Raw genomic sequence first — 19333 nt, 5'->3', positions numbered from 1 at the left:
CTCGAGTACCCCGAAGGGCCTTTCCGCTCGACTTGCATGTGTTAAGCACGCCGCCAGCGTTCGTCCTGAGCCAGGATCAAACTCTCCAACAAAAACTTGTCGAACAGCATCCTGACAACAAAAGTGTTGCCAAAGGAATCCCAACCAGCAATCCAAAAGGACCACCAGTCCGGGGTATAAATCATAATTGGCACTGGCTTATCAAGCACCCTGTTGAGTTCTCAAAGAACAACCACACACCGATCAAAAGCCCCACTCGCTGGGACCCCATCTCGGGGCAACCGCTCAAACTTACTTGGTCGAACTTTCGTTGTCAACCTCGTGTCCGAGGTGATCAACTTTTTGGTCCTGATCCACGACGACGCACGCCGTACCCGGCGGTCGTTACTGTCGTGGGAAGCCGCAGACCGGCCGATCACCGCTTCGCGGCTCTCCGCCCGGCTCCTGCCGGCTTCAGCACTCTACCCGGTCGGCTTCGCGTCTGCAACCCCGTTTCCGGAGTGATCCGCACCGCCCGATTTCTCAGTCTCGCTCGGCGTTCCCGCCACGAGCCTGGCGCCCGCTCTCGGCCGGTTTGTCCGGCCTCCCCCGTGCAGAGAGCAAGTTACGCGGACGGCCCGGAGAAGGCAAATCAGGGTTCATCACTGGTTGGTCGAAGGGGGCCGGCGGCGGTCCCCGCGTAGCCCGCGACGCGGAGCGCATCGGCGTGCCAGAGTGTCAGGCATGGATGAGTCCGGGCTCGGCGTCACGGTGCACGCCGAGGAGGCGCTGCTCGGCCTCCTCCTGCCGTTCTGGCAGTTGGTGATCGGCGCGGTCGTCCTGGTCGTCCTGGTGCTCTCGGTGGGGCGACTGGCCCGGAGGGGCCGATCCCGGATGACCACCGCTCTGCTGGTGACCGCCGCGGTCATCGCGGGCTTCACGGTGCTCGGCGTGCTGCTGGAGGGCTGAGGGCTCAGAGCCGGCGGTTGGCCAGGCTCGGCAGTTCGGCCCGGATCTGGACGAGCCGGTCGAGGTCGAGGTCGACGACGGACACCCCCGGGCCGTCCGGCAACTGGGTGAGGATCGTCCCCCACGGGTCGACCACCATGCTGCGCCCGAAACAGGTGCGGCCGGGCTCGTGGTCGCCGGTCTGGCCGGCGGCCGCGACGAAGCACTGGTTCTCGATCGCCCGCGCCCGCAGCAGGACCTCCCAGTGGTCCCGTCCGGTGTGCAGCATGAACGCCGCCGGGACCACCAGCAGGTGGGCGCCACCCTCGGTGGCCAGGCGCCGATACAGCTCCGGGAAGCGCAGGTCGTAACAGATGGACAGGCCCACCCGGAGCCCCTCGACGTCGACCACCACCGGCCGGTCGCCAGCGGCGACGCTCGCCGACTCCAGGTAGGAGACCCGGCCGGGTATCTCCACGTCGTACAGGTGGATCTTGCGGTAGCTCGCGGCCAGGCTGCCGGACCGGTCGAAGACCAGCGACGTGTTCCAGGTGTGCTCCGGGTCGGGGCCGGCCTCGTGGAACGAGCCGGCCACCACCCAGATGCCGAGTCGCCGGGCGATGCCGGCGAAGAAGCTGCCCACCTCGCCGTCCACCGGCTCCGGCTCGGGCAACCCGGCGGCGGGGCCCAGGTAGTCGACGTACTCCGGCAGGACCGCGAGGTCCGCGCCGCCGGCGGCGGCACGTTCCAGCAGGACCTCCGCGGCTGCCAGGTTGGCTTTGCGGTCATCCCGGGCGTTCAGCTGGCAGACGGCGACGCGCATGGGCCAAGGGTACGGCCGAACGGGCTGCATCGGCAGCCTCAGATGCTGGCCAGCACCAGAGCCCCGGCGGCGAAGCCGAGCCCGGCGACCTGGACCGGTCGCAACTTCTCCCGGTCGACGGCGAGCGCGAGCAGCACCGTGCTGGCCGGGTAGAGCGCGGCGATCGCCGCGACGATGCTCAGGTGACCGCGGGCGGCGGCGGCGAGGAAGAGCGCGTTCGCGGCACTGTCGAGCAGGCCGGCGACCGCGGCCCACACCAGTACGCGCCGCCCGAGCCGGAGCCGCACGCCGGTGCCGGCGGCCAGGGCGAGGCCGAACGCGATCGAGCTGGCCCGTACGGCCGCCACCGGCCACATGCCGGCCCCCTCGCCGGCCTGGCCGAGCAGCGTGAAGAAGACGCCGAAGAGCGCCCCGGCGCCCAGCGCCAGCCTTACCAGCCGCGCTGGGACGGCCCGGCGGCTGCCGCCCTCGCCCAGGCTGACCAGTGCGATCGCCAGCACGGCGAGGCCGGCGCCGATGAGCGCGGGGGCGCCGGGGAACGTCGAGGTGAACAGGCCGGCGACGATCGGCACTATCGCGGCGGTGATCGCGGTGACCGGCGCCACGACGGCCATCATCCCGCCGGCGAGAGCCCGGTAGAGCAGCATGACCCCGGCCGCGCCGGCCACCCCGGCGATCAGCCCCCAGGCGATGTCGCCCACGGTGGGGGTCCCGGGCACGACCAGCACCAGGACGACCAGCAGCGGGACGCTGAGCAGCTGGGAGACCACCGTGACGGCGATCGGGTCGGCCCGGCGGGACGCCTTCCCGCCGGAGAAGTCGGCCGTGCCGAACGCGACCGCGGACACCGCTGCCAGGACAATGGGGAGCATGCGACAGTCGTATCACAATAATGACCGCATAGGATAGTTCAATGACCGAGATCGGAGCGGGCCGTGTAGGCGCGGTGACCGCCGCGGTGGCCCGACAGGTACGCGAGCTACGTGCCACGCGCGGCTGGTCCTTCGAGGAGTTGGCCGGACGGTCGGGGGTGAGCAAGGGGATGCTCGTGCAGATCGAGAGCGCGCGCACCAACCCGAGCGTCGGCACGCTCTGCCGGGTCGCCGACGCGTTCGGGGTCAACATCGCCCGCCTGCTGGAGCCCGACGAGGAACGGACCGTGAAGATCACCCCGGTCGCCGACGCGCCCGTGCTCTGGCAGGGCGAACGAGGCGGCACGGCCCACCTGCTCAGCGGGCTGGGCGAACCGGACCTGGTCGAGCTCTGGGACTGGCGGCTGGAACCCGGCGAGGCACACCGCTCCCCCGACCACCCGCGCGGCACCCGGGAGGTCCTCCACGTGCTGACCGGCGCGGTCGTCGTCCGGGTCGACGGGCAGGACCACCCCGTCCGGGCCGGCGAGACGATCGAGTTCCACGCCGACCGGGAACACGGCTATCGCAACGACACCGACGAACCGGCCCGACTGATGATGGTGACCGTCACCCCGTCGGGCGAGTGGGATCGACGGACCCGCTCACGCCGGCCGCGTCAGGACTGAGCGGCCGGCGCGACGCGAGGACGATCAGGCCGACTTCTCCTCGCGGTCCCGCCGGGCCTGACGGCCGGTGAACTCGCGGGGCACGATGGTCGGGTTGACGTTCTCCAGGACCACCTCGCGGGTGATCAGCACTCGGGCGGCGTCGGGGTTGCTCGGCACCTCGTACATCGCGGAGAGCAGAACCTCCTCGATGATGGCCCGCAGGCCGCGGGCGCCGGTGCCCCGCAGCATGGCCTGGTCGGCGATCGCCTCGAGCGCCGGCTCGTCGAACTCCAGCTCGACCCCGTCCAGCTCGAAGAGGCGCTGGTATTGCCGGACCAGGGCGTTGCGCGGCTCGGTGAGGATCCGCACCAGGGCGCTGCGGTCCAGGCTGCGCACGTTGGTGATCACCGGCAGTCGGCCCACGAACTCGGGGATCAGCCCGAACTTGAGCATGTCCTCCGGCATGACCTGGCTGAAGATGTCATCGGTCGACCGGTCGGACACCGACCGGAGCCGGGCACCGAAGCCGGTGCCACCCTGCCCGGTGCGGGACTCGATGATCTGATCCAGACCGGCGAACGCGCCACCGCAGATGAACAGCACGTTGGTGGTGTCGATCTGGATGAACTCCTGGTGCGGGTGCTTGCGCCCGCCCTGCGGCGGCACGTTGGCCACCGTGCCTTCCAGCATCTTGAGCAGGGCCTGCTGCACACCCTCGCCGGAGACGTCCCGGGTGATCGACGGATTCTCCGACTTGCGGGCGATCTTGTCGACCTCGTCGATGTAGATGATGCCGGTCTCGGCGCGCTTGATGTCGTAGTCGGCGGCCTGGATCAGCTTGAGGAGGATGTTCTCCACGTCTTCGCCGACGTAACCCGCCTCGGTCAGCGCGGTGGCGTCGGCGATCGCGAACGGGACGTTCAACATCCGGGCCAGCGTCTGCGCCAGGTGGGTCTTGCCGCACCCGGTCGGGCCGAGCAGCAGGATGTTGGACTTGGCCAGCTCGACGGCGTCGCTGCCGGAGCCCGGCGCGCCGGCCGCCTCGGCCTGGATCCGCTTGTAGTGGTTGTAGACCGCGACGGCGAGCGCCTTCTTGGCCTGATCCTGCCCGACCACGTAGTTGTCGAGGAACTGGCAGATCTCCATCGGCTTGGGAAGCTCTTCCCACTTCACCTCGCCGGACTCGGCCAGCTCTTCTTCGATGATCTCGTTGCAGAGATCGATGCACTCGTCGCAGATGTAGACCCCGGGGCCCGCGATGAGCTTCTTCACCTGCTTCTGCGACTTGCCGCAGAAGGAGCATTTCAGTAGGTCGCCGCCGTCACCGATCCGTGCCACCTACGTTCTCCCTGCACTCATCGGCCGGAGACCCGGCCCTGACCCTGCGGACGCTGCGCGCCGTCCGGCTCCGTTCACCCCGCCGGCCCAACCGGCGAAGCGGTACGGACCCGACGTTACCCGCTGGCGGGGCATTCTCCGACCCCCAAAACGGGTGTGTCAGAGGTCGGCCGGGAACGACGCCCCGGCCAACCTCTGACCCGGTACTGCTCAGCTGGCGGCGTTGGCCGCCAGCAGACCCTTCTTGCGGCTGGTCAGGATCGTGTCGACCAGCCCGTACTCCTTGGACTCCTCGGCCGTCATGATCTTGTCCCGGTCGATGTCCTTGCGGACCTGCTCGATCGGGCGGTTGCAGTGGCGGGAGAGCATGTCCTCCAGCTGGGTCCGCATCCGCAGGATCTCCCGGGCCTGGATCTCGATGTCCGAACCCTGCCCGTAGCCGCCCTCGGTGGCCGGCTGGTGGATGATGATCCGCGAGTTCGGAAGCGCCATCCGCTTGCCCGGGGTGCCGGCCGACAGCAGCACCGCCGCCGCGCTGGCCGCCTGACCCAGGCAGACGGTGGAGATGTCCGGACGGACGTACTGCATGGTGTCGTAGATCGCCGTCATCGCGGTGAACGAGCCACCCGGCGAGTTGATGTACATGATGATGTCGCGGTCCGGGTCGGTGCCCTCGAGCGTCAGCAGCTGGGCCATCACGTCGTTGGCCGACGCGTCGTCCACCTGGACGCCGAGGAAGATGATCCGGTCCTCGAAGAGCTTGTTGTACGGGTTCGACTCCTTGACCCCGTACGACGTGCGCTCGACGAACGACGGAAGCACGTAACGGTTGTGCACGGCCGCGAACTGGGGCGGCAAGCTCAGATCGGTCATCGTCAGCTCCTCAGCTCAGGGTCCCGGCGCCATCCGGAACCTGAGCGGCCCCGATGATCACCTTGTCGATGAAGCCGTAGTCCATGGCCTCCTGGGCGGTGAACCAACGGTCCCGGTCCGAGTCCGCCTCGATCTGCGACTGGCTCTGGCCGGTGTGGTGCGCGACCCGCTCCTGGAACATCCGCTTCGTGTAGAGCATCTGCTCCGCCTGGATGGCGATGTCGGACGCCGTACCGCCCAGACCACCGGACGGCTGGTGCATCATGATCCGGGCGTGGGGCAGGGCGTACCGCTTGCCCTTGGTGCCCGCGCAGAGCAGCAGCTGGCCCATCGAGGCAGCCATGCCCATCGCCACGGTCGACACGTCGTTGTCGATGAACTGCATGGTGTCGTAGATCGCCATGCCGGAGTAGACCGAGCCACCCGGCGAGTTGATCCACAGGTTGATGTCGCGGTCCGGGTCCTCCGCGGCGAGCAGCAGCAGCTGCGCGCAGATGCGGTTGGCGACCTGGTCGGTCACCTCACTGCCCAGGAAGATGATGCGTTCCTTGAGCAACCGGTTGTAGACCGAGTCGTCGAGGTTGCCAATGGAGTCGCCACCGCGCGCGTCAATCGCCCGGAGCGACTTCTTGGGGATGTGCATGTCGGTCATGGCAGCCCTTCGCTCTCCGTACCGTCTTTCCCGACACTAACCGCTGTGCGGGGCGGCAGAGTCCCGGTCGGGGCACTGTTCGCTCTCAGCGCAGCTGCGTCGGGCGTACCCGCGGCGCGGGCTTCCGGGCGTACCCCGGAAAGGATTCGGCCGCCGTCCACCGCGCAGCGGGGGACGGCGGCCGCACCCGACGATCAGTGTTCGTGGTTGTGCTCCGCCTCGTTGGCGGCGCGCAGCGCGTCGAGGGTGATCTCGTTGCCGGCCGAGTCCTTGATCGTGATCCGCTCCATGACGGCCGCGAGCGCCTTGCCCCGCCGCACGTCACCGAAGACCGCGCCGGCCGCGCCCGAGCGCACCAGCTGGTCGTAGTACTGCTGCGGGGCCATCCCGGCCCGCTGGGCCCGGTGCACGATCTCGTGGCCGAACTCGTCGTCGGAGACCTGCACGTCCTCGGCGTCGGCCAGGGTGTCCAGCAGCAGCTGCACCTTCACGCCCTCGGTCGCCGCCTCGGTCAGCTCGGCGTCGATCTGCTCCTCGGTCTTCTCCTCGGCGGCGAGGTACTCCTCCATGGAGGCGCCGATCCGCTCCAGCTGGTCGGCCATCGCCTGCTTGCGGCTGGCCACCTCCTCGCGGACGACACCCTCCGGCGCCGGCACCTCGGCGGCCTCGACCAGCTGCGCCAGGGCCTTGTCCCGAGCCGCGTAGATCTGCTCGACCTGCTTGCCCTGGGTGACCCGCCCACGCAGGTCGCCGCGGAGCTCCTCGATCGTGTCGAACTCGCTCGCCATCTGGGCGAACTCGTCGTTCAGCTCCGGCAGCTCCTTCTCCTTGACCGTGCGCACGGTCACCGCCACCTCGGCGTCCCGGCCCGCGAAGTCGCCGCCGACCAGCTGGGTGGTGAAGGTGGTGTTCTCGCCGGCGGCGAGACCGACCACGGCCTCGTCGAGGCCCGGCAGGAGCTGCTTGCTGCCCACCTCGTGGGAGATGTTGCTCGCCTGGCCGCCCGGCACGTCCTCGCCGTCGACGGTCGCGTTCAGGTCGATCTGGACGTAGTCGCCCTCGGCGGCGGCCCGCTCGACGGTCTTGAGGGTGGCGAACCGCTCCCGCAGGTTCTTCACCTGCTCGTCGATCTCGCTCTCGTCGATCTGCAGCTCGTCGACCGTCACCTCGATGGTCGACGCGTCGGGCAGGGCGATCTCGGGGCGGACGTCCACCTCGGCGGTGAAGTTCAGCGAGTCACCGTCGTTGAACTCGGTGATCTCGACCTCGGGGCGCCCCAGCGTCTTCAGGTCGTGCTCGCGTACCGCGGCGAGGATGTTGTCCGGGATCGCGTCCTGGACCGCCTCGTTGAGGACGGTGCCCCGGCCCACCCGCTGGTCGATCACCGCGGTCGGCACCTTGCCCCGGCGGAAGCCGGGAACCTGGACCTGCGAACCGATCTCCCGGTACGCCTTCTTGAGGCTCGGCTCGAGCTCGACGAACGGCACCTCGATGGCGAGCCGCACGCGCGTCGGGCTCAGAGTCTCGACGGTGCTCTTCACAGGCGTACTCCTTGACGGATCTCAGTTGAGTCTGGGCGTGATTCAGCCCATCGAGTGTAGGTGAGCCGGCCTGACGCTCCGGCATCGCCCGGGGACCGCGCGGAAAACTCGGCGGCACCCGCGGCGGCCCGGCCGCGGACGACAGTCGGGGTGGCGGGATTTGAACCCACGGCCCCTCGCTCCCAAAGCGAGTGCGCTACCAAGCTGCGCCACACCCCGTGGCGACGTGCAGTCTATGCCGTCGGCGCACCGCAGACCTGCCGGGGCCACCTCCCACCCGGACACATTCCCGGAAAACCCCTATCGCGCCCGCGTCAGCGGCGGGCGCTCCTACTCCCTCGATCCCCGGCCCTCCCGCACGGCAAGGGGTGAGACGCGACGGCGGGACTTCGCGAAGCCGCAAGGCGGTGGCGCGGCTGCGCGTCCGGCACGACCATTGGGTACGCTGTCCGCGCGCCCCGTTTCGGCGGGGCTGAGCGCGGGCGTAGCTCAATGGTAGAGCTTCAGTCTTCCAAACTGACGGTGCGGGTTCGATTCCCGTCGCCCGCTCCACAAGACGAAGGCCCAGGTGGCCCGCACGATCGCGGCACCTGGGCCCCCGCCCGGTGAAGCCGGATCAGCTCCTCACTTCAGGTGGAACCGCTCATCGACCGCGAGGGCCGCCAACTGCGGTACGGAGAACGGAAGCGCCTTCAACTCCGGCTGGCTCTCGTCCAGCTGCGCGCCCTGCGCCACGTAGACCACCACGCCGTCCGGATGCCGGTATGCCGACCACTGGTCGAGCCGGTCGTCGCCGGTTGGTCGGGTGACGACGCCCACCTGCGCCGCTCCGACGGTCTCGACCTGGCATTCGCCCTGCATGCCCCAGAACCGGCGGGCCAGCGCACACGGTTCGGTCGGTAGCTGGTTGCCAGCGTCGTGCACCTCGACGATGACGCGCCCGGTCCCGTTGCCCTTGGCGACGGCGACCGAGGCCATGTAGCTCCACAGGTCGACGCCGTTCACCTTGTCCTCGAACTGTGCTTGCTGAGTTCGCAGTGTCCTCTGCTCGACGGGCTGGTTCGCCGGGTCCTCGGGTGCGGTGTAACCGGCGGGCACGACCGAGACGACCTCGGCGAGCAGCCGTACACCCTCGTCGTACTTCGACCCCGCCCGCGCGGTCCGATCCTCCTGTGGGCGACCGTCCGGCCCGGTCGGCCACGCCTCCTTGGTGTCCGTCGCCGACGGGGCCGGTACGGCAGGCACGCCGCCTGCCGGCTGGTAGACCTCGCCGCCCGGTGTGGCCACGGCCGCGAAGCCGGCGGCTGCCAGCACCACGGCCGCCGATCCGGCACACACCTGGACGGCACGGCGGCGACGGAAGGCCCGGCGACCGGCTCCGAGTGCCGCCGCCGTACTCAATGGTGGTGGCGGGGTGGCATCCGCCATCTCGCTGCGCAGCGCGTCGCGCAGGTCTTCTCCGTTCATCGCTCCCCCATCTCGATCCCGCTGTGTGTGGGTGCCAGGAGGCCGCGCAGCGTGTCCAGCCCGCGCGCCGCCTGGCTCTTCACCGTCCCCGGAGAGCACTGCAGCAGCGCCGCGACGTCCTCGACCGACAGGTCCTCCCAGTAGCGGAGAACCAGCACGGCCCGCTGGCGTGGCGCCACGGAGGCCAGCGCCCGCAGCAGCACCAGACGGTTCTCCGGCGAGTCGGGCGGCACCGCCTGCTCGGCGTTGTCGCCGCCCACCCGTTCACGCCGCCACCAGCCGCGGCGCCGCTCGTCGAGGAACGTCCGGATCAGGATCTGCCGCACGTAGCTGTCGAGCACCTCGTGCCGGGCGACCCGGTGCCAGACCAGGTAGAGCTTCACGAACGCGGTCTGGACCAGGTCCTCCGCCCGGTGCCAGTCGCCGCACAGCAGGTACGCGGTGCCGCGCATCGCGTCCGACCTCGCCGCGAAGTAGTCGGCGAACGCCTTGTCGCGATAGCTCATCCAAGCCTCCGATCCCCGATTCGAGATAGTCACGCCGGGTCCGGTCCAGCGGGTTGCATCTCGGAACGGAGAACTCGCGCCGTCGCCTCCAGGTTCCGGTCGTCCAGGTCGCGGTCGCGGCGCTACCGGCCTCGCGCCTTGACATGTGTCGATCTATGGACTGGTGTAAGGACCAGACCCATTGACGTCCGTCAGGAGGGCACATGATCGTCCGACGACGGTGGACAGCTGCCGCCACCACAGCGATCCTGGTCAGCGCGGTGCTGTCCCATCCCGGCCCGGGCACCGCGGCACCCGCCGCCCCGGCCACACCGATCACCCTGACCGCCACCGAGACCGCCCTGGTCCGGGTGCAGCTACGCGACCAGGCCCAGCTCGACCGCCTGGTCGCCACCGGCGCCGACCTGGCCAACCGACCCCGGGCCCGGGACGGGCGGATCCTCGCCGACCTGGTGCTGACCGGCGCCCAGCTCGCCGACCTGACCGCGCAGGGCGCGACCGCCGTGCAGATCGTGCAGCGCGCCGGGGACGGCAGCCGGCACCACGCCGAGAGCGTCCGCGCGGCTCAGGCCCGCACCGCCGCCGGGCTGCGCGCTCCGGCCGCCGGCCAGCGGACCACGGCCGCCGCCGCGGCCGTGGACACCCTCCAGGTGCAGCAGGCGTACTGGTGGACCACGAGCGGGCAGACGTTCCTGCAGGCGCGGGTCGCCACGACCGCCACCGACGACCCGGACGTTGAGATCACCGTCAGCTGGCGTACGGCGGACGGCGCCACCGGGTCGTTCCCGTTGTCCCGCTTCGAGGACTCCGGCGAGTACCAGTACCACTACGCGCTCCCCCAGCCGGTGCCGAACCGGCCGGTCCAGTTGACCGCCACCTCCAGCCTCGGCGGGGTCAGCCGCGCCGTCACACCGGCCCTCTGGCCGAACGCGACCCCGCCGCCGCTGCCGGCCGGCTACCAGAAGGACTTCATCGACGCGTACCTGACGCCGGTGGACATCCAGGCGCGGATCAAGCGGCTGGCCCGCCAGTACCGGGGCCTGGTCGACGTGATCAACCTGCCGAACCGGACCCAGGGGTACCGGCGCAACGCCGTCGCGTACCTGGGCGACCCGGCGGTGTCCGCCGTGGTGGTCGAGTCGGTCCGCTTCGGTGACCAGGGCATGAACGGTGTGCAGGTGCGGACGGTCGACCCGGGCCGGCGGAACCGACCGCTGACCGTCAGCTACCGCGACCGAGTCCTCACGGTCACGCTCGCCACCGACACCGCCGGCAAGACGGTGAGCACCACCGACGAGGTCGCGGCGGCGATCAACGCCCGCCAACCGAACCGGTTCCGGGCCACCGTCGAGGACGGCTCGGCCGGGCTGCCGATGCCGGTCGCCGGCCCGGCCCGGCTCGACGACGGGCTCCAGGGCACCGAGGTGCCGGCGAAGCCCTGGACGGTCCAGGCGCTGCGCCTCGGCGTGCACCGGGACGGCTCCCGGGTCGGGGTGCTGGCGTACTCCCAGGAACACGCCCGGGAGTGGACCACGCCGCTGGTGACGCTGGAGTTCGCCGAGCGGATGCTGGCCAACGCCCGCACCGATCCGGCCACCCGCGAGCTGCTGGAGCAGGTCGACGTGTTCGTCATCCCGACGGTCAACCCGGACGGCGCGAACTACTCGTTCAACGACTACAACTTCCAGCGCAAGAACCTGGTCAACCACTGCACCGGGCCGACCCGGGACCCGCGGTACCGCACCTCGTGGGGCGTCGACGTCAACCGCAACTACACCGTCGGGTCCTACTTCGACGGCTACGTGGGCGCCAGCGCCAACTGCCTCTCGGGCAACTACGCGGGCACCGCGGAGCTGTCCGAGGCGGAGAGCAGCAACGTGATCGCGCTCGCCCAGGCCCACCCGAACATCAAGTTCGCGATGAACGTGCACTCCTACGGCGGGTACTTCATGTGGCCGCCGGGGGCGTACCGGGCGGACGGGCGGGTCACCCTGCCCCGGCCGTCGATCGACGAGTCGAAGATGTTCCTGGACAGCGCGCGGCGGATCGTCGGCGCCATCGCGCAGGAGCGCGGGACGGTCACCTGGCCGTCGCAGACCGGCCCGGTCGCCGACGTTCTCTACTCGGCCGCCGGCAACTCCGCCGACCAGCTCTACTACGAGCTGGGCATCTTCGCCTGGGACTTCGAGGTCGGCAACGACCGGTGGAACCCGACCACCGGCCAGTGGGAGGGCGTCGGCTTCCAGCCGCCCTTCGACGAGGCACACGGCGAGGCACAGGAGTACGCCGGCGGCCTCGTCGAGCTGGTCCGGGTGGCCCGCGACCACGCGGCCGCCCAGCCCGCCGGTTGACCTTGCGGCGGGGTCGCGTCCGGCTCCCGGGCGCGGCCCCGCGCGGACCGTTCTACGACCACGACGGGATGGTCGAGCAGGTCTCGCCGTCACGTCAGTCGGACCGGCCGGCCACGGATGAACCGGGGCCGGCCGGGTAAGCAGCGGCCTTGCCTGGTGGGGAGACGACCGGTGTCGCGGCGTGCCGCGACCGTACGCTCGGGCGGGCGGCGTTGGCCGGCCCGCCCGGGCGTACCCGGATCAGTTCGAGGAGATCCAGTTCCAGGCCGAGACGACCCACTCGGTCTGCTGGAGCCAGGCCACGCCGAGGCCGGCGAGGAAGACCGCGGTCGCCAGGTGCGCGCCCCGCGCGCCGCGCCGGACCCGCCCGAGCTGCCGCTCCAGCACCACCCTGCCGACGAGCCGGGCCAGCGCGAACAGACCGACCGCCACCAGCAGGCTCAGCACCAGCACCAGCAGCGGGCCGCTCAGGTCGCCCTGGCCGGAGAGCGCCCAGATCCCCCAGCACACGAACGCGAAGAGCCCGGCCGCCGTGCTCCACTCGCCGCCGCGTCGCAGCTGCGCCAGGCGCCAGCTCAGCGGCCGGCGCGGTTCCGGGCCGTCCGGCCAGCCGGTCGGGGCCTGCTCGACGGTCGGGAAGGGCTCGGTCCGCGGGTTGCGCGGCTGACCCACCGGAGCCACGCCCCGGCGGAACCCGTCCCGCTGCGGCGGCACCCCGACGCCGGCCTGCGGTGGCACCTCCACGGTCCGCTCCGCCCACGGCTGCGTCTGGTCTGCCATCTCGTCCTCCCCCTGACCGGCGACACCACCGCCGCCTGGATCCGAGGGTAGCCAGCCGGCAAATCGGTCGCCGAGCCCGTCCGGCGCGGGCCGGGACGACCGTGCCGAATCGCACACCGGACGGGGTACGGTCGGCTGATGGGCGACCCGGAGCGACGACGACGGCGGCTGCGCCACCACCCCGACTCCGAGCCGGCCGGGCAGGGCACCGACGGTCCGACGGCCAGCACCGCCGCTGTGCACGACGGCACCGATCCACCGCCCCGCCGGCGGGGCCCGGTCAACGACGAGCGCGACGGTGAGCGAGGCCTGCGCGGGCTGGTCGGCTCCGGCTCATCGCAGGTGGGGCTGAGCGCCGCGCTGCGGGCCCGGGACGGCGCCCGACCCACCGACGACGACCTCGCCGAGGCCGAGGCCCGGGTGGTGGTCGTCCGGCGCAACTGGGTGCCCCGCGAGGAGCTGCCCCGCCCGCCGCGCTGACCGCCCGCCCAGGGTCAGGGCAGGTCGGGCAGCTCCCGGGTCTCCTCGTACGCGGCCACCTGGGCGATCCGGCGGGCGTGCCGCTCGTTGCCGGAGAAAGGGGTGTTCAGGAACGCCTCGACGATGGCGGTGGCCTCGTCCAGGGTGTGCTGGCGGGCGCCGACCGCGACCACGTTCGCGTCGTTGTGCTGGCGGGCCAGCTGGGCGGTCTCGACGTTCCAGGCCAGCGCGGCGCGGACCCCGGCGACCTTGTTCGCGGCAATCTGCTCACCGTTGCCGGACCCGCCGATGACCACCCCGAGGCCGGTCTCGTCGGCCACCACCCGGTCGCCGGTGTGCAGGCAGAACGTCGGGTAGTCGTCGTCCGGGTCGTAGCTGTGCGGGCCGACGTCGACCACGTCGTACCCCTGCTTGGCCAGGTGGTTGGCGAGGTGCACCTTCAACTCGAAACCGGCGTGGTCGGATCCCAGGTAGACGCGCATACCGGGAAGTCTGTCAGGCCGCCGGCGGAGACGCCGCAGGGGCGGCGTCCCCGAGCCGGGTTCGTCACACGGCCGTGCGGCCGGTCGCTCAGCGGGGCAGTTCGGCGACCACCAGGCCGCCACGCGCCTTCGGGGTGAACCAGGTGCTCTTTCGCGGCATCTTCTCGCGGGCCAGGTTCACCGCGACGAAGTCCGCGACGGTCACCGGCGCGATCAGGATCGCCAGCTCGGCCCGCCCGGCGTCGACCTCCCCGGTGAGCCAGCTCGCCGGGTAGTCACCACCCACGTAGGTGATCCGCTTGTCGCCCGGGTCCAGGCCCAGCACGTCGCGCAGCAGCAGCCGCTCGACCAGGGCGTGGTCCAGGTTCTCCAGGCGATCGCCGGCGGTGCCGGGCAGGCGCACCGCGTACCCCTGGCCGGGAAGCCGGAGGTGGACGGTGCCGCCAGCCGCCGGGACCTCGACCGGGCCGTCGATCGGCTCGATCTCGGCTCCCGCCGCGCGCAGCCGGTCCAGCAGCTCGTCCGGCGTGGTGGTCAGCTCGCTGACCAGCCGGTTGTACGGCTGGATGGCCACCGAGGCGGGCGTGGTCACCACGGCCAGGAAGCGCGGCAGCCCACCGGTCTGGGCGGCCAGGCTGCGGTGGTTGCCGTCGGCGACGACCAGGTCCCCGCCGCCCGCGAGGCCGGTCAACTCGTCCTGCTCCGGGCCGGGGCCGAGCAGCCAGATGGCGTGGGTGCGCCCCGCCTGGTCGGTGTCCGCCGCGGCGGGCGCGCCGGCCGCCTCGGTCGCCGCCGCGAGCGCGGCGTGCAGCTCGTCACCGCGCCCCGTCTGGAGCAGGAGTACGGGTGAGAGCAGGTGACCGAGCGACTCGGCCAGCGCCACCCGCTCACGCACCTTGGCGATGAAGACGTCCTCGTTGCGGATGACCAGGCCGGGCTCGTCGGCCCGGGTGGAGATCTGGTCGGTGTCCACCATCGCGAACAGCCCGTACGCCGGCTCGTCGTCCGGCGCGCTGATCCGGTAGAGCACCACCACCTGCTCGGCGGGGGTGTAGCTGCCGTCGGCCTTCGCCTCGGCGAGTCGGGCCACCGCGTCCGGCAGCGCGTCGAGGAAGGACTTGCCCTTACTCTCCGGCGCCCGGTGCGGCATCTCGATGCCGAGGGCACTATGCGGGTTCGCCTCGATGATCGCGGTGATCTCCGCGTCGTCGGCGAACTCGTCGTAGTTCTGCGCGCCGGTGCCGCCGGTGGTGATCCAGGCCCGGGCGATCGGATGTACGACCGTCATGTCCGCTGACGCTACCGGCGACGACGTCGCCGGTAGCGGGGACCCGCGCGGCGTCCACCAGATGAAAGCGCTGGGCCGGGGCGCGGCGATCAACCGGCCCGGCCGGACGCGCCCCGACGGTGCCGGCCGGCGACGGCGGACCCGCCGTTGCCCCGCCGGCCGGTCGCGGCGGGTCCGGTGGTCGCGTTGCGGCGCGGCGCGGCGGGCGGCCCCGGCACGGGACGCGGCTCGTGCGGCGGCGCCGGGACGGGTCGCGGGTTCAGCGGCGGCGTCGGCACCGGACGCGGGGCGGCGGGTGCCGGCGGAGGCGGCGCGGGTTCGGCCGGCGCGGCCGCCGACAGCGGGGCCGGCGCGTCCGCCGACGGTGTGGCCGCCGACAGCGGGGCCGGCGCGGGCGCCGACGGTACGGGAGCCGCCTGGACGGCCAGCGCGGGGATCCCGAGCGGCTCCGCCGGCGGGCTGTCGGCGGGCGGGGTCAGGCGGGAGGTGACCGGGACCCGGGCCACGCCGACCACGATGGGCGGGGCGAGCAGGTCCACCAGGTGGGCGGGAAGGTCGGGACGAACCACCGGCCAGCGGGAGTCGTCGACCGACCAGTAGGCCGCGCCGGAAGTCTCGATCACCCCCTGCCGGGTCAGTTGATCGTCACCGGACGCACGGTGCTTGGCCATCGGGATTGCCTCCACGAGCTGCGGGGTGCGGCCCTGCGGGTCGCTGCGGCGGACACCGAGGGAAACGAGGCCGCCCGTCCACCGGTGACGCCGTGACCGTTCCCGGCCCCGGCGGCGCACCCGGCGTCCGACGCGACGCGCCCCCGCCCGGGCAACCGACGGTGTCCGGAACGGGGGCGCGTGGTGGTCGTGGATCAGTCGAAGATCGGGCCCTGCTCGCGGGTGCGCTTGAGCTCGTAGAAGCCCGGGGTGCCGGCGACCAGCAGTACGCCGTCCCAGAGCCGGCCGGCAGCCTCCCCCTTCGGCGCCGGCGTGATCACCGGGCCGAAGAACGCGACCTGGCCACCGTCCGGGCCGGGTGCGTGGATCACCGGGGTGCCCACGTCCTGCCCGACCGGCCGCATACCGGCCTCGTGGCTGGCCCGCAGCGCCGCGTCGTGCTCGGTGCCGCCGGCCACCTCGGCCAACGACGGGTCCAGGCCGGCGTCGGTCAGCGCGGCGGCGAACAGCTCCGGCCCGAGCTGCTCCTTGCCGAGGTGGATCCGGGTGCCCAGCGCCGTGTAGAGCTTGCGGACGGCATCCGAGCCGTAGCGCTCCTCCACGGCGATGCAGACCCGCACTGGACCCCAGCCGCTCTTCATCAGCTCCTGGTACTGCTCGGGCAGGTCCCGGCCCTCGTTGAGCACCGACAGGCTCATCACGTGGAAACGGATGTCCACGTCCCGGACCTGCTCGACCTCCAACAGCCAGCGGGAGGTGATCCACGCCCACGGGCAGATCGGATCGAACCACATGTCCACGGCGACACGTTCGGTCACGGTGAGGTCCCTTCGCGACAGGTGGCGCCGGCGATCCGGCGTCTCCACGAATCTTCACCCCGGGCCGCGCCGGCTGGCACCCGAATCAGAGCGTGACCTCGGCCACCGGCGGCTGCCGGTACGTGGAAGACTCGGATCCGGACCGGCCGCCACGAGCGGTCGGCGGACGGGCGCCGCCGGGCGTACGGCGAGACGTGGGATGGAGACGAACAGTGCCGGGAGTGCGCAACCTGACGCAGGTGGAGGCGACCGAGCGGGCCCGCCTGCTCGACGTTACGGGGTACGACATCAGTCTGGACCTGTCGACGGCCGTGCTGGCGGCCGACGGCCGCACGTTCCGGTCGACGACCGAGGTCCGGTTCCGCTGTGCCGAGCCGGGCGCGAGCACGTTCATCGAGGTGGCCGCCGACGCGGTGCGTTCCGCCACCTTGAACGGCGCTCCGGTCGACCTGTCCGACTGGTCGGCCGAGAAGGGCCTGACCCTGTCCGGGCTGGACAGCGAGAACACCCTGGTGGTCGACGCCGACTTCGGCTATTCCAACAGTGGTCAGGGGCTGCACCGCACGGTCGACCCGGTGGACGGCGAGACGTACCTCTACAGCCAGTTCGAAACGGCCGACGCGCAGCGGGTCTTCGCCTGCTTCGACCAGCCGGACCTGAAGAGCGTGTACACCTGGCACGCCACCGTGCCGGCGCACTGGCGGGCGGTGTCCAACATGCCGGTGCAGCGCGAGGAGCCGGCGGGTGAGGGGCTCAAGACGCTGCACTTCACCGAGTCGCCCCGGATGAGCACCTACATCACGGCGATGTGCGCCGGGCCGTACCACGAGGTGCGCGACACCCACGACGGCATCGACCTGGGCGCGTTCTGCCGGGCGTCGATGGCGCCCTACCTCGACACGGACGACCTGTTCCTGATCACCAAGCAGGGCTTCGACTTCTTCCACGAGAAGTTCGGGGTGCGCTACCCGCTGCCGAAGTACGACCAGCTCTGGGTGCCCGACTTCAACGCCGGCGCGATGGAGAACTTCGGCTGCGTGACGCACGCCGAGTCGCACTACCTGTTCCGCTCGCAGGTCACCGACTTCGAGTACGAGCAGCGCGCCAACACGATCCTGCACGAGATGGCCCACATGTGGTTCGGCGACCTGGTCACCATGCGCTGGTGGAACGACCTGTGGCTGAACGAGTCGTTCGCCGAGTGGGCCAGCCACTGGTGCAACACCAACGCCACCCGCTTCACCGAGGCGTGGACGACGTTCCTGTCCATCCGGAAGAACTGGGGCTACCGGCAGGACCAGCTCTCCTCCACCCACCCGGTCTACACCGAGATGCCGGACATGGAGGCCGTGGAGGTCAACTTCGACGGCATCACCTACGCCAAGGGCGCGAGCGTGCTCAAGCAGCTCGTCGCGTACGTGGGTGAGGAGCCGTTCGTGGCCGGGCTGCGGGCATACTTTGGCAAGCACGCCTGGGGCAACGCCACCTTCGACGACCTGCTCACCGAGCTGGAGGCGGCCTCGGGCCGGGAGCTGCGCAAGTTCGCCGCGCAGTGGCTGGAGACCGCGCAGGTCAACACGCTGCGCCCGGAGGTGACGATCGGCGCGGACGGCACGTACCAGCAGGTCGTCGTCCGGCAGGAGGCGCCGGCCGCGTACCCGACGATGCGGACGCACCGGATCGGCGTGGGCCTGTACGACCTGACCGACGGGCGGCTGGTCCGCCGCGAGCGGCACGAGGTGGACGTGACCGGCGAGCGCACCGACCTCGCCGAGCTGCGCGGCGTCCGGGCGGCCGACGTGCTGCTGCTCAACGACGACGACCTGAGTTACACCAAGCTGCGCCTCGACGACCGGTCGATGGCCACGGTGGTGCAGCACATCGGTGGCTTCGAGTCGTCGCTGGCCCGGGCGTTGTGCTGGACCGCGGCGTGGGACATGACCCGCGACGCGGAGCTGGCGGCCCGCGACTACGTGGCGCTGGTGGTCAGCGGGCTGCCCGCCGAGACCGACATCAACCTGGTCACCGCCACCCTGCGGCAGGCGACCACCACCCTCACCCTGTACGCCGACCCCGCCTGGGCGCCGACCGGCTGGGCCGAGCTGGCCCGCACCGCGAGGGACGCGCTCGCGGCGGCCGAGGCGGGCAGCGGGTTCCAGCTGGCCTGGGCCCGGGCGTACGCCTCGGCGGCCCGCTCCGAGGAGGACCTGGCCACCCTGCGCGGCTGGATGGACGGCTCCGGCGCGCCGGCCGGGCTGACCGTGGACACCGAGCTGCGGTGGACGGTGCTCGGCGCGCTGGTGGCCAACGGCGCGGCCGGCGCCGCCGAGGTCGAGGCGGAGCTGGCCGGTGACCGCACCGCCAGTGGCGAGCGGGAGGCCGCGTACGCGCACGCGCTGGTGCCGACCGCGGAGAACAAGACCGCCGTGTGGGCGCTGCTGACCGGCCCGGACGCGCTGCCCAACTGGCGGCACCGGGCGCTGTTGCAGGGCTTCGCCCACCCGGCGCAGGTGGAGCTGGTCGCCCCGTACCGGGAGCGGTACTTCGCGGCGGTCGGCCAGGTGTGGGCCACCCGGGACAGCGAGCCGGCGCAGGAGTTCGCCCAGCTGGCGTACCCGACCTACCTGGTGGAGGACGACACGGTGGCGGCCACCGACGCGTGGCTGGCCGGCGACGGGCACCCCGGCCCGCTGCGCCGGCTGGTCGCCGAGGGCCGCGACGGCGTCGTGCGGGCGCTCAAGGCCCGAGCGAAGGACGCCCAGGGCGCCTGATCGGCCGTATCCGACCGAGGGGTCGGCGTGGGCGGCAGCCCGC

At 71.6% G+C, this 19333-nt stretch carries 18 protein-coding genes, 2 tRNA genes and 1 rRNA gene; 6 read left to right on the top strand and 15 right to left on the bottom strand.

The genetic code is table 11. From position 1 onward, the window contains the following. A 16S ribosomal RNA gene (locus ACFYPS_RS21085) occupies positions 1-92 on the bottom strand; the annotation flags it as partial. A 631-nt stretch (positions 93-723) separates the two neighbouring features. Here ACFYPS_RS21085 and ACFYPS_RS21080 point away from each other — a divergent pair. Next, positions 724-948, top strand: a complete 225-nt coding sequence (locus ACFYPS_RS21080; RefSeq protein WP_354964000.1) for a hypothetical protein — start codon at positions 724-726, stop codon at positions 946-948. Between the two features lie 4 nt (positions 949-952). On the opposite strand, the gene ACFYPS_RS21075 is transcribed toward ACFYPS_RS21080, so the two are convergent. Both ACFYPS_RS21075 and ACFYPS_RS21070 read right to left on the bottom strand, forming a co-directional pair. Beyond that, the gene (locus ACFYPS_RS21075; protein ID WP_354963999.1) at positions 953-1750 is read right to left on the bottom strand and encodes a carbon-nitrogen hydrolase family protein; all 798 of its coding nucleotides are present in this window, start codon (positions 1748-1750) and stop codon (positions 953-955) included. A 38-nt stretch (positions 1751-1788) separates the two neighbouring features. Continuing rightward, entirely contained in the window at positions 1789-2622 is an 834-nt protein-coding gene (locus tag ACFYPS_RS21070) for a DMT family transporter (RefSeq protein ID WP_354963998.1), read from the bottom strand. Positions 2623-2663: 41 nt separating this feature from the next. Here ACFYPS_RS21070 and ACFYPS_RS21065 point away from each other — a divergent pair, with 41 nt between their 5' ends. Then, the gene (locus tag ACFYPS_RS21065; RefSeq protein ID WP_354963997.1) at positions 2664-3290 is read left to right on the top strand and encodes an XRE family transcriptional regulator; all 627 of its coding nucleotides are present in this window, start codon (positions 2664-2666) and stop codon (positions 3288-3290) included. A 24-nt stretch (positions 3291-3314) separates the two neighbouring features. Here ACFYPS_RS21065 and clpX read toward each other — a convergent pair whose 3' ends face one another. From clpX to ACFYPS_RS21040, 5 genes are all read right to left on the bottom strand, one after another. Continuing rightward, positions 3315-4610 carry an ATP-dependent Clp protease ATP-binding subunit ClpX gene (clpX, locus tag ACFYPS_RS21060; protein WP_354963996.1) on the bottom strand — a complete coding sequence of 432 codons (1296 nt, stop codon included), beginning with the start codon at positions 4608-4610 and terminating at the stop codon, positions 3315-3317. Between the two features lie 210 nt (positions 4611-4820). Then, complete coding sequence (locus ACFYPS_RS21055) at positions 4821-5483, bottom strand: ATP-dependent Clp protease proteolytic subunit (protein WP_121652300.1); 663 nt, start codon at positions 5481-5483, stop codon at positions 4821-4823. 10 nt (positions 5484-5493) lie between these two features. Then, positions 5494-6135, bottom strand: coding sequence for an ATP-dependent Clp protease proteolytic subunit (locus ACFYPS_RS21050; RefSeq protein WP_007464111.1), 642 nt, complete (start codon positions 6133-6135; stop codon positions 5494-5496). Positions 6136-6329: 194 nt separating this feature from the next. Beyond that, a complete protein-coding gene (tig, locus tag ACFYPS_RS21045; RefSeq protein WP_387326199.1) occupies positions 6330-7676 on the bottom strand; it encodes a trigger factor in 1347 nt (448 codons plus the stop codon). A 145-nt stretch (positions 7677-7821) separates the two neighbouring features. Then, positions 7822-7895, bottom strand: a tRNA-Pro gene (locus ACFYPS_RS21040). A gap of 259 nt (positions 7896-8154) precedes the next feature. On the opposite strand from ACFYPS_RS21040, the gene ACFYPS_RS21035 reads away from it, so the two are divergent. After that, positions 8155-8228: transfer RNA gene (locus ACFYPS_RS21035), tRNA-Gly, on the top strand. Positions 8229-8300: 72 nt separating this feature from the next. Here the strand turns inward: ACFYPS_RS21035 and ACFYPS_RS21030 are convergent. Together ACFYPS_RS21030 and ACFYPS_RS21025 are read right to left on the bottom strand one after the other, a co-directional pair. Next, positions 8301-9143 (bottom strand): hypothetical protein, encoded by an 843-nt coding sequence (locus ACFYPS_RS21030; RefSeq protein WP_354963994.1) that lies wholly within the window; start codon positions 9141-9143, stop codon positions 8301-8303. Next, positions 9140-9649: a SigE family RNA polymerase sigma factor gene (locus tag ACFYPS_RS21025; protein ID WP_354963993.1), complete on the bottom strand. Its 510-nt coding sequence runs from the start codon at positions 9647-9649 to the stop codon at positions 9140-9142. Before ACFYPS_RS21025 ends, ACFYPS_RS21030 begins: the two co-directional genes overlap by 4 nt. A gap of 203 nt (positions 9650-9852) precedes the next feature. On the opposite strand from ACFYPS_RS21025, the gene ACFYPS_RS21020 reads away from it, so the two are divergent. Then, positions 9853-12000: a M14 family zinc carboxypeptidase gene (locus ACFYPS_RS21020; RefSeq protein ID WP_354963992.1), complete on the top strand. Its 2148-nt coding sequence runs from the start codon at positions 9853-9855 to the stop codon at positions 11998-12000. 240 nt (positions 12001-12240) lie between these two features. Here ACFYPS_RS21020 and ACFYPS_RS21015 read toward each other — a convergent pair whose 3' ends face one another. Further along, the gene (locus ACFYPS_RS21015; RefSeq protein WP_354963991.1) at positions 12241-12780 is read right to left on the bottom strand and encodes a hypothetical protein; all 540 of its coding nucleotides are present in this window, start codon (positions 12778-12780) and stop codon (positions 12241-12243) included. A gap of 138 nt (positions 12781-12918) precedes the next feature. On the opposite strand from ACFYPS_RS21015, the gene ACFYPS_RS21010 reads away from it, so the two are divergent. Beyond that, entirely contained in the window at positions 12919-13260 is a 342-nt protein-coding gene (locus ACFYPS_RS21010) for a hypothetical protein (protein WP_354963990.1), read from the top strand. Between the two features lie 14 nt (positions 13261-13274). Here the strand turns inward: ACFYPS_RS21010 and ACFYPS_RS21005 are convergent, their stop codons facing one another. From ACFYPS_RS21005 to ACFYPS_RS20990, 4 genes are all read right to left on the bottom strand, one after another. Next, positions 13275-13742, bottom strand: a complete 468-nt coding sequence (locus ACFYPS_RS21005) for a ribose-5-phosphate isomerase (RefSeq protein ID WP_354963989.1) — start codon at positions 13740-13742, stop codon at positions 13275-13277. An 88-nt stretch (positions 13743-13830) separates the two neighbouring features. Beyond that, entirely contained in the window at positions 13831-15030 is a 1200-nt protein-coding gene (locus ACFYPS_RS21000; RefSeq protein WP_354963988.1) for a DUF1015 family protein, read from the bottom strand. Between the two features lie 89 nt (positions 15031-15119). Beyond that, positions 15120-15701 (bottom strand): hypothetical protein, encoded by a 582-nt coding sequence (locus ACFYPS_RS20995; RefSeq protein ID WP_354963987.1) that lies wholly within the window; start codon positions 15699-15701, stop codon positions 15120-15122. A gap of 194 nt (positions 15702-15895) precedes the next feature. Then, entirely contained in the window at positions 15896-16519 is a 624-nt protein-coding gene (locus ACFYPS_RS20990) for a disulfide bond formation protein DsbA (RefSeq protein WP_354963986.1), read from the bottom strand. A gap of 221 nt (positions 16520-16740) precedes the next feature. Here ACFYPS_RS20990 and pepN point away from each other — a divergent pair, with 221 nt between their 5' ends. After that, positions 16741-19290 carry an aminopeptidase N gene (pepN, locus tag ACFYPS_RS20985; RefSeq protein WP_354963985.1) on the top strand — a complete coding sequence of 850 codons (2550 nt, stop codon included), beginning with the start codon at positions 16741-16743 and terminating at the stop codon, positions 19288-19290. Positions 19291-19333 lie beyond the last annotated feature (43 nt).

Source organism: Micromonospora sp. NPDC005087 (assembly GCF_042872965.1).
In the GTDB taxonomy this organism is placed as follows: domain Bacteria; phylum Actinomycetota; class Actinomycetes; order Mycobacteriales; family Micromonosporaceae; genus Micromonospora.
This window is presented reverse-complemented; position numbering and strand designations above follow the sequence as displayed.